Annotated in this window: 12 protein-coding genes; 11 read left to right on the forward strand and 1 reads right to left on the reverse strand. The window is 71.8% G+C overall.

The genetic code is table 11. The features are described 5' to 3' along the window. The first annotated feature begins 10 nt into the window (after nt 1-10). From GJV82_RS05630 to GJV82_RS05670, 9 genes are all read left to right on the forward strand, one after another. Entirely contained in the window at nt 11-1,069 is a 1,059-nt protein-coding gene (locus GJV82_RS05630; RefSeq protein ID WP_318657330.1) for a glycosyltransferase family A protein, read from the forward strand. A gap of 56 nt (nt 1,070-1,125) precedes the next feature. Continuing rightward, nucleotides 1,126-2,424 carry a nucleotide sugar dehydrogenase gene (locus GJV82_RS05635; RefSeq protein ID WP_155098541.1) on the forward strand — a complete coding sequence of 433 codons (1,299 nt, stop codon included), beginning with the start codon at nt 1,126-1,128 and terminating at the stop codon, nt 2,422-2,424. Continuing rightward, the gene (locus GJV82_RS05640) at nt 2,421-3,386 is read left to right on the forward strand and encodes a glycosyltransferase (protein WP_318657318.1); all 966 of its coding nucleotides are present in this window, start codon (nt 2,421-2,423) and stop codon (nt 3,384-3,386) included. Before GJV82_RS05635 ends, GJV82_RS05640 begins: the two co-directional genes overlap by 4 nt. After that, the gene (locus GJV82_RS05645; protein WP_318657319.1) at nt 3,383-4,270 is read left to right on the forward strand and encodes a glycosyltransferase; all 888 of its coding nucleotides are present in this window, start codon (nt 3,383-3,385) and stop codon (nt 4,268-4,270) included. Before GJV82_RS05640 ends, GJV82_RS05645 begins: the two co-directional genes overlap by 4 nt. 15 nt (nt 4,271-4,285) lie before the next feature. Next, entirely contained in the window at nt 4,286-6,268 is a 1,983-nt protein-coding gene (locus GJV82_RS05650) for a DUF6541 family protein (RefSeq protein WP_155098542.1), read from the forward strand. Between the two features lie 115 nt (nt 6,269-6,383). Next, nucleotides 6,384-7,571 carry a UDP-galactopyranose mutase gene (gene glf, locus GJV82_RS05655; RefSeq protein ID WP_318657320.1) on the forward strand — a complete coding sequence of 396 codons (1,188 nt, stop codon included), beginning with the start codon at nt 6,384-6,386 and terminating at the stop codon, nt 7,569-7,571. Next, nucleotides 7,568-9,565, forward strand: a complete 1,998-nt coding sequence (locus tag GJV82_RS05660; protein WP_318657321.1) for a glycosyltransferase — start codon at nt 7,568-7,570, stop codon at nt 9,563-9,565. Before glf ends, GJV82_RS05660 begins: the two co-directional genes overlap by 4 nt. Beyond that, on the forward strand, nt 9,562-10,416 hold the full coding sequence (locus GJV82_RS05665; protein ID WP_318657322.1) for an ABC transporter permease: 855 nt from the start codon (nt 9,562-9,564) through the stop codon (nt 10,414-10,416). Before GJV82_RS05660 ends, GJV82_RS05665 begins: the two co-directional genes overlap by 4 nt. Beyond that, nucleotides 10,416-11,138, forward strand: a complete 723-nt coding sequence (locus tag GJV82_RS05670; protein ID WP_155098544.1) for an ABC transporter ATP-binding protein — start codon at nt 10,416-10,418, stop codon at nt 11,136-11,138. Before GJV82_RS05665 ends, GJV82_RS05670 begins: the two co-directional genes overlap by 1 nt. Nucleotides 11,139-11,206: 68 nt before the next feature. On the opposite strand, the gene GJV82_RS05675 is transcribed toward GJV82_RS05670, so the two are convergent. Further along, nucleotides 11,207-12,004, reverse strand: coding sequence for a TIGR03089 family protein (locus tag GJV82_RS05675; protein WP_155098545.1), 798 nt, complete (start codon nt 12,002-12,004; stop codon nt 11,207-11,209). Nucleotides 12,005-12,183: 179 nt separating this feature from the next. Here GJV82_RS05675 and GJV82_RS05680 point away from each other — a divergent pair, with 179 nt between their 5' ends. Both GJV82_RS05680 and GJV82_RS05685 read left to right on the forward strand, forming a co-directional pair. Then, on the forward strand, nt 12,184-12,513 hold the full coding sequence (locus tag GJV82_RS05680) for a WhiB family transcriptional regulator (protein WP_275892227.1): 330 nt from the start codon (nt 12,184-12,186) through the stop codon (nt 12,511-12,513). A gap of 119 nt (nt 12,514-12,632) precedes the next feature. Then, nucleotides 12,633-15,998, forward strand: a complete 3,366-nt coding sequence (locus tag GJV82_RS05685) for a glycosyltransferase (RefSeq protein ID WP_155098546.1) — start codon at nt 12,633-12,635, stop codon at nt 15,996-15,998. Nucleotide 15,999 lies beyond the last annotated feature (1 nt).

Here is a 15,999-nt window from a genome sequence, read left to right on the forward strand (position 1 = left end):
CGACGTCGTGGTGGCCGTCCACGACCCTCGTCGTCCGGTGGCCCGCGCGGTCGCCTCGGTGCTCGCGCAGGACGGCGTGCACGCACGGGTCACGGTCGTGTGCCACAACACCGATCCCGCCGTGATCGTCGAGGCGCTCGGGGCTGTGCATGCGGCGGGCGGCGACGACCGGGTACGGACGCTCGAGTTGCGCGACGGCGTGCCAAGTCCTGCCGGGCCGTTCAATCTCGGGCTCGACCGCGCCGAGGCGCCCTTCGTGAGCATCATGGGATCCGACGACTGGCTCGAGCGCGGCGCGCTTGCGTCCTGGCTGGAGGTCGCGCGGGGTACGGGCGCGGAGGTGGTGATCCCGCGCCTCGCGCACGCGAACGGAGCGCGGGTCCCGACGCCGGCGGCGCGACCCGGTCGTGTCCGGGACCTCGACCTCGTCGAGGACCGTCTCTCCTACCGGAGCGCTCCGCTCGGGCTTGTGCGACGTGAGACGGTCGACCGGCTCGGGCTCCGCATGCGCGAAGGTCTGCGCGTGGGCGAGGACGTCGCCTTCGCGACCGCGCTGTGGGCCGGCGCGAAGGTCGCGTTCGACCGGCGGGGCCCGGCCTACGTCATCGGTGACGACGCTGTCGAGCGTGTGACGTACACCCCGCGTCCGATCGCCGAGGAGCTGGCCTTCGTCCTCGACCTCGTCGCCCTGCCGTGGTTCACCGCCCTTCCACCGGCCGCCCGTCGGGCGATCGCCGTCAAGGTCGTGCGCATCCACGTCTTCGGAGCGGTTTTCCATCGGCAGAAGCGCGAGCTGTGGACGAGCGAGGAACGTCGTGACCTGAGCGCGGTCGTCCACGCGCTCGACGCCGCCGCGCCGCACTACGATCGGGTTCTCTCGCTCGCCGACCGAAAGCTCCTCGACCTCACGCGCTCGCGCACCGGGACGGCCGATGCGCTGATCGCGGCGTCGGTCAGGAGGCGGCACCACGGACGCCCGGCGACCGTCCTCACGCGCGACCTGTCGCGTCTCCTCGCGCGCGAGGCCCCAGTGCGCTTCATGGCTGCGTCGTTTCTGACGACGCGTTGAGCACGCCTATTGTTCTCTCGGACCACCATCCTGCCGACGCACCTCTGAGGACCACCATGCGCATCGCCGTCATCGCCCTGGGCAAGATCGGGCTTCCCCTTGCTGTCCAGTTCGCCGACCAAGGGCACGACGTCGTGGGCGTCGACGTCAACCCTGCCGTCGTCGACAAGGTCAACTCCGGGGTGGAGCCGTTCCCCGGCGAGGCGCATCTTCAGGACAAGCTCACCGAGCTCGTGCCGGCGGGGCGGCTGCGGGCGACGACCGACTACGGCGACGCGGTCCCCGGCGCCGACGCCGTCGTGCTGGTGGTCCCGTTGTTCGTCGACGAGGAGACGGCGCAACCGGACTTCGGGTGGATGGACGCCGCGACGCGGTCGCTCGCCGAGCACCTGACCCCGGGGACCCTCGTGTCCTACGAGACGACTCTTCCGGTCGGGACCACGCGCAAGCGGTGGAAGCCGCTCCTCGAGGAGGTCTCCGGCCTCCGCGAGGGTGAGGACTTCCACCTCGTCTTCTCCCCGGAACGCGTGCTGACGGGACGGGTGTTCGCCGACCTGCGCCGTTACCCGAAGCTCGTCGGCGGTCTCTCCGAGGCCGGCGCCCAGCGGGCCCGCGAGTTCTACGAGGCGGTGCTCACGTTCGACGAGCGGGCCGACCTCGCCCGCCCGAACGGCGTGTGGGACCTGGGCTCGGCCGAGGCGGCGGAGCTCGCCAAGCTCGCGGAGACCACCTACCGGGACGTCAACATCGGCCTCGCCAACCAGTTCGCCCTGTTCGCCGACGAGCACGCGATCGACGTCTACTCCGTCATCGAGGCGTGCAACTCGCAGCCCTACAGCCACATCCACCGCCCGGGGATCGCGGTGGGGGGTCACTGCATCCCCGTCTACCCGCGGCTCTACCTCTCGGTGGACCCGAAGGCCTCCATCGTCCGCGAGGCCCGATCCGTGAACGCGGCGATGCCCGAGCGTGTGGTCGAGCGCGCGGCCGAGGTCCTCGGCGACCTCTCCGGGCTGCGCGCCGTGGTCCTCGGCGCCGCGTACCGCGGTGGGGTCAAGGAGACGGCGTTCTCGGGCGTCTTCGCGACCGTCCAGGCACTCGAGAAGCGCGGTGCGACCGTCGTCGTCCACGACCCGCTGTACTCCGACGAGGAGCTGCGTTCGCTGGGCCTCGAGCCGTACGCGTACGGCGAGGCCGCCGACCTTGCGGTGGTCCAGACGGACCACGCCGAGTACGCGGAACTCGCTCCGGAGCGGATCCCGGGCGTCCGCCTCGTCGTCGACGGCCGCCGCGTCACCGACGCCGCCCGGTGGTCGGGTACGCCGCGCATCGTGCTCGGTGGCGGGACGGCGTGACCGCACCGGACGGTTCCGCGGCGCGGGTCGTCGCCGTCGTCGTCGCGTACGCGCGCCGAGACCTGCTCGTCGAGGCGCTCGACGCGCTCGCCGAGCAGACCCGTCAGGTCGACGCGGTGCTCGTCGTCGACAACGCGTCGCCCGACGACTCGGCGGTCGTGGCGTCGACGCACCGGGTGCAGCCGACCGTGCTCGAGCTCGCGCGCAACACGGGCGGCGCGGGGGGCTTCGCCGTCGGCATCGCGCACGCCGTCGACGCGATGGGCGCGGACCTCGTCTGGCTCATGGACGACGACACGATCCCGCGACCCGAGGCGCTGCACGAGCTCCTCGCGGCGCGGGACGACTACGACGGACCGGTCGCGATCCTCGGGAGCCGGGTCGTCTGGACGGACGGGCGCGAGCATCCGATGAACACGCCGCGCCGACGCCCCGGCGCGTCGGGTCACGCGATGCGCTCGGCGGCGTCCGTCGCGGCGATGCCGGTGCGGTCGTCGTCGTTCGTGTCCATGCTCGTCGACGCCCGAGCGGTCCGGTACCACGGGCTGCCGATCGCGGACTATTTCATCTGGAACGACGACTTCGAGTACTCGGCCAGGCTGCTGCGGACTGGGACCGGGCTGCACGTCCCGCGCAGCGTCGTCGAGCACCGGACGAAGTCCTTCGGCGCGTCCGACGCCGACCCGGGGCCACGCTTCTATTACGAGGTGCGCAACAAGATCTGGATGCTCACGCGGTCGTCGTCGCTCTCCGCGTCCGAGCGCGTCCTGTATGCGGGCGCGAGCGCGCGTCGATGGGTCCGGACCGCCGGGCGATCCGAGGATCGGCGGGCGCTGCTCAGGGCCGGTGCACGAGGCCTGCGCGACGGCTTGTTCCGGAGCCCCCGGTCGAACGTGACGTCGCTAGCCGGACTCGGCCCCGTCAGCGGCTCGGTGGAGCGACTGGAACGGTCCGCGCGGTGACAGGGACGCCGTTCTCCGTCCTGCTCCCGTACTACCGCAACGACGACCCCGCGCACCTGCGAAGGTCCTTTCTCTCAGTGACGGCCGATCAGACACGCACGCCGGACGAGGTCGTGCTGGTCGAGGACGGTCCGACCGGTCACGAGCTCGACGCGACGGTGCGCGGACTGCTGGAGGGGTCCGTCGTCCCGGTCCAGCACGTGCGCCTCGAGACGAACGTCGGGCTCGCCCGCGCCCTGGAGGAAGGGCTGGCCCGCTGTCGACACGAGATCGTCGCCAGGCAGGACGCGGACGACGTCTCTCGCCCGGGGCGCTTCGCCCGGCAGCTTCCGCTTCTCGAGCAGGGTTTCGACCTCGTCGGTAGTGCGATCGAGGAGCTCGACGACCGGCGTGCCGGAGAAGGGCTCGTCCGTGTGCCACCGACGACGCAGGCCGACATCGAGCGGCGGGCGCGCTTCGCGTCTCCCTTCAACCACCCGACCGTGGTCTTCCGTCGGACCGCGGTCCGGGAGGCCGGTGGATATCAGCACCTCGATCTTCTCGAGGACTACTGGCTGTTCGCTCGTATGATCGCCCGCGGCGCCCGCGTGGCGAACGTCCCGGAACCGCTCGTGCTCTACCGGGTCGATGCCGGCGCGTATCGTCGCCGTGGAGGTCGAAGGCTGCTCCGCTCGGAGATCGAGCTGCAGAGCCGCATGCACCGCATCGGATTCACCACGCGTGCGCAGCACGTCCGCAACGTGGTCCTTCGCGGCGGCTATCGTGTCCTGGGCGAACCGGTCCGGCGCGCCCTCTATCGGTCCTGGGTCCGGCTCGCGACCCGCCGAGCGCCCCTGGGGCCTGCCCGGCACGCGAACCACCAGGCGAAGACCCGTGATGAGTGAGGAAACGAGGCGTCGGTGAGCTGGTGGTCCGTCCTGGACGAGCTCGGGTGGGCGCTCGCCTTCCTCTTCGGACCAGGCCTCGCCGTCGGTGCCGCGCTGGGCCTGCGCCGCGCCTGGCTCCTGGCTGCTGCCCCCGCCGTGAGTGTGGCAACGCTCGGTGGCGGGGCGATCGCGCTCGAGCTCGTCGGGGTCCCGTGGGGACGTCTCGGCGCCGTCGCCGTCACCGTGGTCGTCGTCCTATGCGTCCTCGGGCTCCGTCGTCTTTTCGGCTCCCGGTGGCCATCCGACTCCGCTACCCCGCCCTCCGGCATCTGGACGCTCGTCGGCCTCGCGGTCTCCGTCCCGCTCGCGGCCCTGCCCATCAAGCGAGGGATGGTCGACCCAGGCATGCCGGCTCAGACGTGGGACACGCCGTTCCATGTCAACGCGGTGCGCTGGATCCTCGAGAACGGAGACGGGTCGACGCTCCACCTCGGCGCGGTCTCGACCAACCCGCAGATCGAGCGCTTCTACCCGGCGGGCTGGCACGACGTCGTTGCGCTGGTCGTCGGTGACTCGATCCCCGCGGCGATCAACGTCACCGCCATCGTCGTGGCCGCGGTCGTGTGGCCTCTCGGCCTCGCGTGCCTCGCTGGCGCGATCGTGCCGGCGAGCCGCCTGGCGCCCGTCGTCGCGATGTGCGTCGGCGGCGCGTTCGTCGCCTTCCCCGCCCGCATGCAGTCCGTCGGGACGCTCTGGCCCAACGCGCTCGCGTTCGCCATGCTCCCCGTCGCGCTCGCTCTGACCGTCCGGCTGACCGGGATGCGGCGTGCCGCGCTGCCGGGAGCAGATGCCGGGAGCCGACCCGTCGTCCTGCTCGCGCTCGTCGCGGTGCTCGGGGGTATCGGTGTCTGTCACCCCAACGGTGTCCTGGCCTACGTCGTCCTGAGCGCCCCGCTGTGGGGCGCCGCATGGTGGCGTGCCGCCCGCGACTACCGGACGGCGTCGGTCGCGGTGCGATCCGTGGTGGTCGCGATCCCGGTCGCGGTCCTCGTGGTCGGATCGGTGCTCGCGTTCTCCCCGCTCGTCCGTTCCGTGTCCGCGTACGAACGGGAGCATCTCCAGGGCCGCGGCAGCGCCGTGGTCAGCGTTCTCACGGACGCCCAGCAGGCGGGCATGATCTACGGCAACTCGGACAGGGCGTGGTGGCTCCTCGTGCTCGTCGCAGCCGGGGTGCTGACGGCCCTGCTGCTCCGTCGTGGTCGATGGCTGCTCGTGAGCCTGGCTCTGGTGACCGGCATGTACACCCTGACCGTCGCCCCGATGCCGGCGCTCCAGTGGATCGTGGGGCCGTGGTACTCGGACCCGCTGCGCATCGGCGCTCTCGGTGTGGTCGCGATGGCACCCCTGGCCGCGCTCGGTGTCGTCGGCGTCGGCGAGACTGCCCGCCGGGCCGTGGGCGCGCGCGGAGGGGGAGGGGCCCGGCGCGCGGCGGTCATGGCCGACGTCGTCACGGCGGGAGTGCTCGTCGTCGCGGTCGTCGGCAGCGGCTGGCTGCGCGCCGACGGTCGGCAGTGGATGTACGACCTCTATTACGCTGACCCCGAGGGCCGTTGGGGGCTGGTGACCGAGGACGAGCTCGCGATGATCGAACGACTTGGCGACGAACTGCCCGAGGACGCGGTCGTGCTCGGTTCGCCTTTCACCGGCGCCCCGTTCGTGTACGGGATGACTGGTCGCGAGGTGGTGTTCCCCCACATCACGGGCACGTGGGGGCCGGACGAGAGGCTGATCGCGACCGATCTCGATCGGCGGTGGGACGCGGACGAGGTCTGCGCGGCGATGGAACGCGTCGGGGTGACCCACCTCTACGTCGACTCTCGTCCCTACTGGCCGGAGAACGAGAACCAGGTGCTCTACGAGGCCTTGCTCGACGAGCCCGACGAGCTACCGCTCGGCCTCGAGCTCGTGGACGAGGGCGGCTCGGCGCGCGTGTACGCGATCACCTCATGTGAGTAGCCGTCCCCGCCCGTGAACGTTCGGTGTTGACCCCGTCGCCGGAGCCCGCGACGACGGTCCCGGACCTGCCGGTCACGTAGGCTGTCCCGGCCAGCGTGCTTACTAAGGAGATTGAGTGGACGCCGACCTTGTCGTTGTCGGTTCGGGTTTCTTCGGCCTGACCGTCGCAGAGCGCATCGCCGCGGAGCACGGCCGGAAGGTGCTCGTGATCGACCGCCGGCCGCACATCGGGGGCAACGCCTTCAGCGAGGCCGAGAAGACGACGGGTATCGAGGTGCACCGCTATGGCGCGCACCTCTTCCACACGTCGAACGAGCGGGTGTGGGAGTACGTCAACCGCTTCACCGCGTTCACGAGCTACGTCCACCGCGTGTACACGACGCACCGTGGCGAGGTCTTCCCGATGCCGATCAACCTCGGCACCATCAACCAGTTCTTCCGGTCCGCCCACGGCCCGGACGCTGCGCGCGCGCTGGTCAAGGAGCTCTCCGCCGAGCTGGGCGGCAAGAAGCCGGAGAACCTTGACGAGCAGGGCGTGTCCCTCATCGGACGTCCCTTGTACGAGGCCTTCATCCGCGACTACACCGCGAAGCAGTGGCAGACCGACCCGCGCGAGCTGCCCGCCTCGATCATCTCGCGCCTGCCGGTCCGCTACACGTATGACAACCGCTACTTCAACGACACGCACGAGGGCCTGCCGGTCGACGGGTACACCGCGTGGCTCGAGCGCATGGCGGACCACCCGAACATCGAGGTCCGCCTCGGGGTCGACTTCTTCGACGAGTCGCAGCCGGTGAGCAAGGGCAACGTCGTCGGGAACGTCCCGGTCGTCTACACGGGGCCGGTGGACCGGTACTTCGACTACGCCGAGGGCGACCTGTCGTGGCGCACCCTCGACTTCGAGGAGGAGGTGCTCCCGGTCGGCGACTTCCAGGGCACCTCTGTGATGAACTACGCCGATGCGGACGTGCCGTACACCCGCATCCACGAGTTCCGGCACTTCCACCCTGAGCGGGACTACCCGACGGACAAGACCGTCATCATGAGGGAGTTCTCGAGGTTCGCCGAGCGTGCCGACGAGCCGTACTACCCCGTCAACACGTCGGCGGACCGCGAGCGGCTGCTCAAGTACCGCGACCTCGCGGCAGCGGAGAAGGACGTCCTCTTCGGCGGTCGGCTGGGCACGTACAAGTATCTCGACATGCACATGGCTATCGGAGCGGCGCTCTCGATGGTCGACAACAAGCTCGCGCCGTACTTCGGCGGCGGGACCAGCATCGTGAGCGGAGGAGTCGACGCGTGACCGCGACCGAGGAGAGGGAGAAGGTCGACGAGGTGGTGGAGATGCGCACTGTCCAACGGGTGATCTTCCCGCTGGAGTCGGACTCCGACAGCCTGGCGCTCTACGTTGAGGCGGGCGACGCACGGCCCTCTCCGACGAAGACGGACCTCGCCTCGCTCCGCGCCGGTACCGCGCAGGGCCAGCCTCGGGCGACCGCCGAGTCGATCCGCTCGCAGGATATTCGGAGCAGGTCCTCGATGAGCGTCCGTGCCGGTCGCCGGGTGTCGTTCGGCAGCTACTTCAACGCCTTCCCGGCGGGTTACTGGCGCCGGTGGACCGTCGTGCGCACGGTCCGGCTGACTGCGGAGCTGCGGGGCTCGGGGAACCTGACCGTCTACCGTTCGAACGCCAAGGGCGCACAGCACCGTGTGGAGTCCTTCCACGTCGAGGGGCACCGGACCATCACGGTCGACCTCCCGCTCGACCGGTTCGGGGACGGCGGATGGTACTGGTTCGACCTCATCGGCGGGACCGACCCGATCATCCTCGAGCGTGCGGAGTGGTCCGTCGAGGAGACTGCGGCGCGGCGCGGGCGGACGTCGCTCGGGATCACGACCTTCAACCGCCCCGACTACTGCCTGGAGACGATCCGCAGCGTCGCGTCGAACGAGGGCGTCCGCGAGATCCTCGACGAGCTGATCATCGTCGACCAGGGGACGCAGCGGGTCGAGGACGAGGACGGGTTTGCCGAGGTGGCGGCGGAGATGGGCGACCAGCTGCGCATCATCAAGCAGGCGAACATCGGGGGTTCTGGCGGTTTCTCCCGGGCGATGTACGAGACGGTCACCCAGGGGCGGAGCGACTACGTCATCCTCCTCGATGACGACATCGTCCTCGAGCCGGAGAGCGTCGTGCGCCTCGTGACGTTCGCGGACTTCACGCGTGTTCCGACACTCGTCGGCGGTCACATGTTCGACATGTACAACCGGTCCGTCCTGCACACGTTCGGGGAGATCGTGGAGCCGTGGCGCATCCAGCCCGGCCTGCCCCACCCGGACATGGAGAACGGGCACGACTTCCGCGAGAGCGGACTCCGGGCGACCTCCTGGCTCCATCGGCGAGTCGACGTCGACTACAACGGCTGGTGGATGTGCCTGATCCCGACCGAGGTGATCCGGACCATCGGCCTCTCGCTCCCGGTGTTCATCAAGTGGGACGACGCCGAGTACGGCTTGCGGGCGCGTGCGCACGGGTTCCCGACGGTCTCGCTTCCAGGTGCGGCGGTGTGGCACGTCTCCTGGGGTGACAAGGACGACCTGGTCGGCTGGCAGTCGTACTTCCACGAGCGCAACCGACTGATCACCGCGCTGCTCTACTCCTTGTACGAGCGAGGTGGCCGTGTGCTCCGTGAGTCGACGTACATGGACGTCAAGCACCTCATCTCGATGCAGTACTACACCGAGCGAGGGCGAATCCTCGCGATGCGGGACGTGCTCGCTGGTCCGGGCGGCCTGCACGACATGATCGGCACGAAGCTGCCCGAGATCCGTCAGCTCACGAGCGAGTTCACGGACGCGCAGTTCAAGCCCGATCTGGACGCGTTCCCGGCCCCGGGAGCGGCCAAGCCGCGCAACAAGGGGCGTGGGGTGCAGATGCCGAGCCGGCTGATGTTGGGGCCGTGGGCGGCGAAGACCGTGGTGCGGCAGGTGGCGAAGCCGGTCCCCGAGGCCAAGCAGGGGCGCCCCGAGGCGGTCGTCCCGCACCAGGACGCGCGGTGGTGGCGTCTGTCGCAGTACGACTCCGCGATCGTCTCGAACGCCGAGGGCACGGGCGTCTCCTGGCACAAGAGGGACCCTCGGGTCGTCCGGCGGATGCTCGCCGAGGCCGTGAAGTTGCATGCGGAGCTGTTCGCGCGGTGGGGCGACCTGCGGACGACGTACCGTGACGCACTCCCGCACATCACGTCCTTCGAGGCCTGGGAGAAGACCTTCGCCGACAACCCGCCGGCGTCGTGACCACGGGGGCACCGCTCGTCGCCCCAGGACAAGGTCGCGGGCTTCTCGACGTCCTGGACCGCCGGTTCCTCCTCCGGCTCATCGTCCGGAAGGAGCTCCGGGTCCGCTACCGCGGATCCGTGCTCGGGATGGCCTGGTCGTACGTCAAGCCGGCGACGCAGTTCGCCGTCTTCTTTGTGGCGATGGGGCTTTTTCTCCGGCTCGGTGACCAGATCGAGGACTACGCGGTCTACCTCTTCTCGGGCATCGTCGTCATCAACTTCTTCGGCGAGGGCTTCGGCAACGCGACCCGCTCGATCGTGTGGAACGCGCCGTTGGTCCGAAAGATCTACCTGCCGCGCGAGCTCTTCCCCGTGGCGTCGATCTATGTTTCGGCGGTCCACTTCTTCCCCCAGCTAGTGGTCCTCCTCGTCGGGACCGTGATCGCCGGCTGGAGGCCCAGCGCCGCCGAGTTGGCCGCCGGCGTGCTGGGGCTCGTGATCATCGCGACGCTCGCCCTCGGGCTCGGGCTCCTCGCGGGGGCGATCAACGTCTTCTACCGCGACGCCGAGAACTTCGTCGACCTCATCGTCATGGTCGCGACCTGGGCGTCTCCCATCCTCTACAGCTGGGAGATGGTCCGGGACACCCTTCCAGGGTGGCTCTTCACCGTCTACCAGCTCAACCCCATCACGGCTGCGGTCGAGCTCTTCCACTACTGCTTCTGGTTCCCTGCCACGTCCCGGACCGCCGAGATGCCGCCGAACCTGTGGATGTGGGGATTCGTGGGCCTCGGAATCTCCGTCGCGGTCGTGTTCCTCGGCCAGTCCGCCTTCCGGCGCCTCGAGGGGCGCTTCGCGCAGGAGCTGTGATGACGACGTCCATCGAGATCTCTCACGTCCAGAAGCGGTTCACGCTGCGACACAACCGCTCCCTCAAGGAGCTCGCCGTCGCGCTGGTGCGCGGAAAGGACCTGTCCGACACGTTCCTGGCGCTCGACGACGTGTCACTGACCGTCCAGGAGGGCGAGACGGTCGCCCTGCTCGGGTTCAACGGCTCAGGAAAGTCGACGCTTCTCAAGCTCATCTCCGGCGTCCTGCAGCCGGACTCCGGGACGATCGGCACCCGTGGCCGGGTCGCGGGGCTCATCGAGGTCGGCGCGGGCTTTCACCCGGACCTCACGGGTCGCGAGAACGTGCTGCTCAACGGTGCGATCCTCGGCATGTCCGAGAAGCAGGTCCAGCAGCGCTTCGACGACATCGTGGCCTTCAGCGAGATCGAGAAGTTCATCGACACCGAGGTGAAGTTCTACTCGTCCGGGATGTTCCTGCGCCTGGCGTTCGCGGTCGCGGTGCACTCCGACCCGGAAGTCTTCCTCATCGACGAGATCCTGGCCGTCGGGGACGAACCTTTCCAGCGTAAGTGCCTCGACCGCGTGCGCCAGCTGCGTGACGAGGGGCGGACGCTCGTGATCGTCAGCCACGACCTCGACATGGTGGCCGACCTGTGCGACCGCGGTGTCCTGCTCGAGAAGGGTGTCGTCATCGCGGACGGCGAGTCGCACTCCGTCGTCGAGAAGATGCGCCAGGGCTGACGCGCCGTGACGCGCTCTGAGCGATAGTCCGGTGGTGGCGCGCACCCCGGAGGTGCGCGCCGCTGGCGTCACCAGACCGTGACGCGCTCGGCGGCGACGAGCCGGGAGAGCGCCTCCGCGTCCGCGGCGAGCGCGTGTGCCCGGCCGCAGGAGAGCTGGACGACCGACCCGTCGTCGGCCAGGACGCCGAGCACCGCGCGGAGCGCCTCCTCGAGGGTGGTCCCGCCCCGTGCCAGGACGCGGGCGCCCGGGGTCGCACCCTCCGGGGGCACGGACCCCAGGACGAGGTCGGCGTGCAAGGCGACGATCCCCGCGGCGGTCTCGAGCGCGGCCGTCCCGCGGCCCGGCTCCGGAGACCAGCCGACTTGATCCCCGTACGTCATGACGGCGGACGCGGCGTCGACGGCGCCCGCCGGGAGGTCGCCGTCGTAGCGCCGTGCCAGCGCGGGCAGGGAGATGGCCACGAGCTCGGCACGGGTGCCGGCCCAGCGGTCGGGGCGCGTCGTCACGACGACGTCCGGTCGCGCGGTGCCGCGACCCGTCGTAGCGTCGTCCTCGGCGGCCACGAGCACGACCGTCGCTCCGACGCGCCATACAGCCAACGCCCAGACGACCGTGCGCCAATGCACGGGAAGGTCGAGGACGACTCGTGTACCGGGGCCCGCGTCGAATTCTTCGACGAGAAGGTTGGTCGTCTTGTTGACCCAGTTCTCGAGCACGGCGCCGGAGAGCTCGACGCGCTCACCGTCGTCGCCGTACCACGTCAGACGCGGCCGGCCCGGGTCCCGGGTGAGGAGATGCAGCAGGTCAGCGACGTGCGCGGGGCGGTCGCTGCGAGGTCCGAGGGGATGGGGAGCGGTCACCATGGACTCCACCCTAGAGTGCTGATATCGCGTCCCGACATGTCGGAATTTCACCCCTCGCCTCCTCGTCGCTATCACATTTCGGCTTGACGCCCGCGGACGACACGCGTGTAATTTCCTCAATGCAGTTTCCGGCGGGGTTCTCGCCACGAGGCCCGGCGAACGGCATGAAGGGGCGCACGATGTGGAACATGCTGGACGGGACGGGAGGGGCTTTCCCCTCCGACGCTGAACGAGAGGTGGAGCGCGTGGCACCGGTGCTGCCGCTCTTCGGCGAGCCGGTCGACGACTCGCTCATGGGGTGGCAGGAGCGCGCGCTCTGCGCCCAGACGGACCCGGAGGCCTTCTTCCCGGAGAAGGGCGGGTCCACGCGTGAGGCCAAGAAGGTCTGCACGGGCTGCGAGGTCCGCGCGGAGTGCCTGGAGTACGCGCTCGAGAACGACGAGCGGTTCGGCATCTGGGGCGGTCTCTCGGAGCGCGAGCGCCGCAAGCTCAAGCGCCGCGTCGTCTGACGACGAGCCCACCTCGGGCCCGTCGTCGGGCCGCACCGTGACGGGGTCACGACACCCCGCCACACCGGGGCGCGCAAATGCCGCGCCCGGAGCCGTGTCCGTCGCATGATCGACGGGACATGACTTCCTCCGACCTCACCACGTCCGCACGCAGCGCCCGCCCCGGCGACCTCACGCCGGGGGCGGCCGCGCGTGCCGCTGCGGTGCCGGGCGTCGTCGCGGCGCCCGAGATCGTCGCCGCCATCACCGGGGCGCTGCCCGTCGTCACGACCGTCACGGCCGTGGTCGTGACACGCGGGAGCACGCCGTTCCTCGCGCACACCTTGGCCGCGCTGCGCGCACAGACGACGAGCCCGCACGCGGTCGTCGTCGTCGACGCCGCGACCGGCGACGCGACGCGTGAGCACGAGGGCCTCCAGCTGGGGGACGCGCGGTTCGTCGCGGCCCCGCGGGCCCGCTCGTTCGGGGACGCTGTCGACACCGCGCTCGCGCACGTCGAGCCGGGCACGTGGCTCTGGTTGCTCCACGACGACTCGGCCCCCGCGCCCGATGCGCTCGCCGAGCTCCTGCGCGCGGTCGAGCACTCGACCGCGGTCGCGGTGGCGGGACCCAAGCAGGAGCGCTGGACGGTGGGCAGAGGAACCGATCCCGCCGCGCCGTTCGAGCCGGGCACGGCGAGCCGCCTCGTCGAGGTCGGCGTCACGACGACGCCCCTGGGGCGGCGGATGACGGGGATCGACGACGACGAGATCGACCAGGGCCAGCACGACGCGCGCGACGACGTGCTCGCCGTCGGGCTCGCGGGCGCGCTCGTGCGCCGCACGGTGTGGCAGGAGCTCGGCGGGACCGACCCCGAGTACGGGCCGTTCGGCGACGGTCTCGACCTGTGCCGCCGGGCGCGGCTCGCCGGGCACCGCGTGATCGTCGTGCCGTCCGCGGTGGTGCGGCACGCGCAGGCGTCCCTCCTCGGCCTGCGCGACCGACGACGCGGGACGAGCGCGCTCCCCGCGCCCGATCCGGACTCCTCGTCCGCCGCACGGCGCCGGTCGCAGCTTCATGCGCGGCTCGTCGGAGTCGCTGCGCCGTGGTTGCCGTTCGTCGCGCTCGCGATGGTCCTCGGCGCGCCCTTCCACGCCGCCTACCGGCTGCTCGTCAAGCAGCCCGGCCACGCCCGGGACGAGCTGCTCGCTCCGTTGTGGGCGCTCGTCCGGGTCGGGCCCGTGTGGCGCGCGCGGCGCGCCGCGCGACGCACCCGCAGGCTCCCGCGTCGTGCGCTGCGTCCGCTCCGCGGCACGTGGCGCGAGGTCCTCGCGGAGCGTCGCGACCGCCGTCTGGCCCGCGCGGAGCAACGGCGGACCGCATGGGCCCCGACGGACATCGAGCGGCGCGAGCTGCGCGCCCTCGCCCTACGGCGGCGGACAGGGCTCGTCGCGACGGTCGTGGCCCTGGGGGCGTTCACGGCCCTCGTGTTCGGCCCGCTCGCGGGGGCGCTGCTCGCCGGCGGGCGCCTCGTCGGCGGGTCGCTGCTCCCCGCGACGGGCACGCTCGGCGACGTCTGGCGCGCCGCCACGACCGGGTGGGTCACGACCGGGCTCGGAGCCCCGGCGCCGGCCGATCCCTACGTGACGGCGCTGGTCCCCGCCTCCCTGCTCGCGGGCGGGGCGACGCAGACCGCGGTGAACCTCCTGGTGCCGGCGTGCTTCGTCGTAGCGGGGCTGGGCGCCTGGTTCGCTGCGGGGACCCTCGTCCGCTCGGTCCCGGCGCGTGCGTGGGCCACCCTCGTGTGGGTGGCCGCGCCGGCGCTGCTCGCCGCCGTCGGCGCTGGGCGGGTGGGCGCCGTGCTCGTGCACGCCACCCTGCCGTGGCTCGCGCTCGCGATCGTCCGGGCGCTCGGGCTGCAGCGCGTCGACGCCGTCGCCCCGGCAACGCCCGATGCCGCGCGTCCGGTCCCGCGGCGCGAGCCGGGGTCGCTCGCCGCGGCCGCGACCGCGGGCCTGCTCTTCGCCGTCGTCGTCGCGGGCTCGCCCGTGCTCCTCCCGGTCGGCGTGCTCGTGCTCGTGGTGGTCGCGGTCGGGGTGCCGGCCCACCGCCGCTACCTGGCCCTCGTGCCGGTCCCCGCACTCGTGCTGTTCGCACCGTTCCTCGTGCACGTGGCGAGGACCGCGGGCGACGGCGGGTGGCGTCTTCTGCTCGCCGACCCCGGTGCGCCCGTCGCGGCCACGGCCGCGCCGCCGTGGCAGCTGCTCCTCGGCCTGCCCGTGACGCCGGGCGCCTGGTTCGGGCTCGACGGCTCGGGCGCTGTCGACCTGCTCGCGCGGTGGGCGCCGTTCGCGGCCGGGGCGGTGGTCGTGGCGCTCGCCGTCGTGGCCGTGCTCCGCGGTCGTCGCCTCGCCGTCGGCGCGTGGTTCGTCGCCGCGCTCGGCCTCGCGACCGCCATCCTCGCCGGCTCGACCGTCGTCGCCGCCGGGACGACGCCGGACGCCCCGGTGACGGGCTGGCCCGGCGCGGGCACCTCGCTCGCGCTGCTCGCGCTCCTCGGTGCCGCGCTCGCCGGGGCGCCGCGGCTGCCCGACGGCGACGCCCCGCCCTGGCGGTCGGGTGCCGTCGTCGCCCTCGGTCTCGTCGTGACGCTGCTCCCGCTGGGCACCGCGGCGTCGTGGACGGCGGGCGTGCTCGACCGGGACGACGCCCGGGTCGGCGACGTCCGCGCGACGACCCAGCCCGTCGTCCCGCCGGTCGGCCGCCAGATGCAGTCCTCCCCGCGCCAGGCCCGGGTGCTCAGCCTCGAGCTCGGTCCCGGTGGGGTGGTCGAGTACGCGGCCCTGCGCTCGGACGGTCCGCAGGCGGTCGACTCCTCGGTCGTCGTGGAGGCGTGGCAGGCCGCGGACCCCGGCGCGTCCGAGGGCGAGCTGCCCCGGGTCGTCGCCGACCTGGTCTCCGGCACGTCCGCCGACGTGAGCGACGGCCTCGGGCGCCTCGGCGTGGGCGCCGTGCTCCTGCCGGCGTCGGCGGAGCAGGACCAGGCGCGCGCGGAGCTCGTCGCGCGGCTCGACACGGTGCCCGGTCTCGAGCGCATGACGGAGGGGCAGTCGGGGCTGGTGTGGCGCGTGGCGCCTGACGGCCTCGACCCCGCCTACGCGTGGGTCGAGTCGGCCGCGGGGGCGCAGCCGCTCGACGCCGACCGTCAGGCGCTCCGACCCGTCGACACGGCCGTGCCGGCGGGGTCCGAGGACCGCGTGGTCGTGCTCGCGGAGGACGCCTCGTCGGGGTGGCGGGCGACGCTCGACGGCCGGCCCCTCGAGGCCGTCGACCCGGCGACCACCGGGGGGCTCCAGACGTTCGCCCTGGGTGGCGCGGGCGGGCGGCTCGAGGTGTTCCACGCGGCCGACCACCGGTCGGGCTGGATGACGGCGGCAGGGATCACCCTGCTCGTGTACGTGCTGCTCGCGGTGCCGGTGCGGCGTCGTCGGGCGGGGACGAGGTAGC

The sequence above is a fragment of the Cellulosimicrobium composti genome, from assembly GCF_009711085.1.
In the GTDB taxonomy this organism is placed as follows: domain Bacteria; phylum Actinomycetota; class Actinomycetes; order Actinomycetales; family Cellulomonadaceae; genus Cellulosimicrobium; species Cellulosimicrobium composti.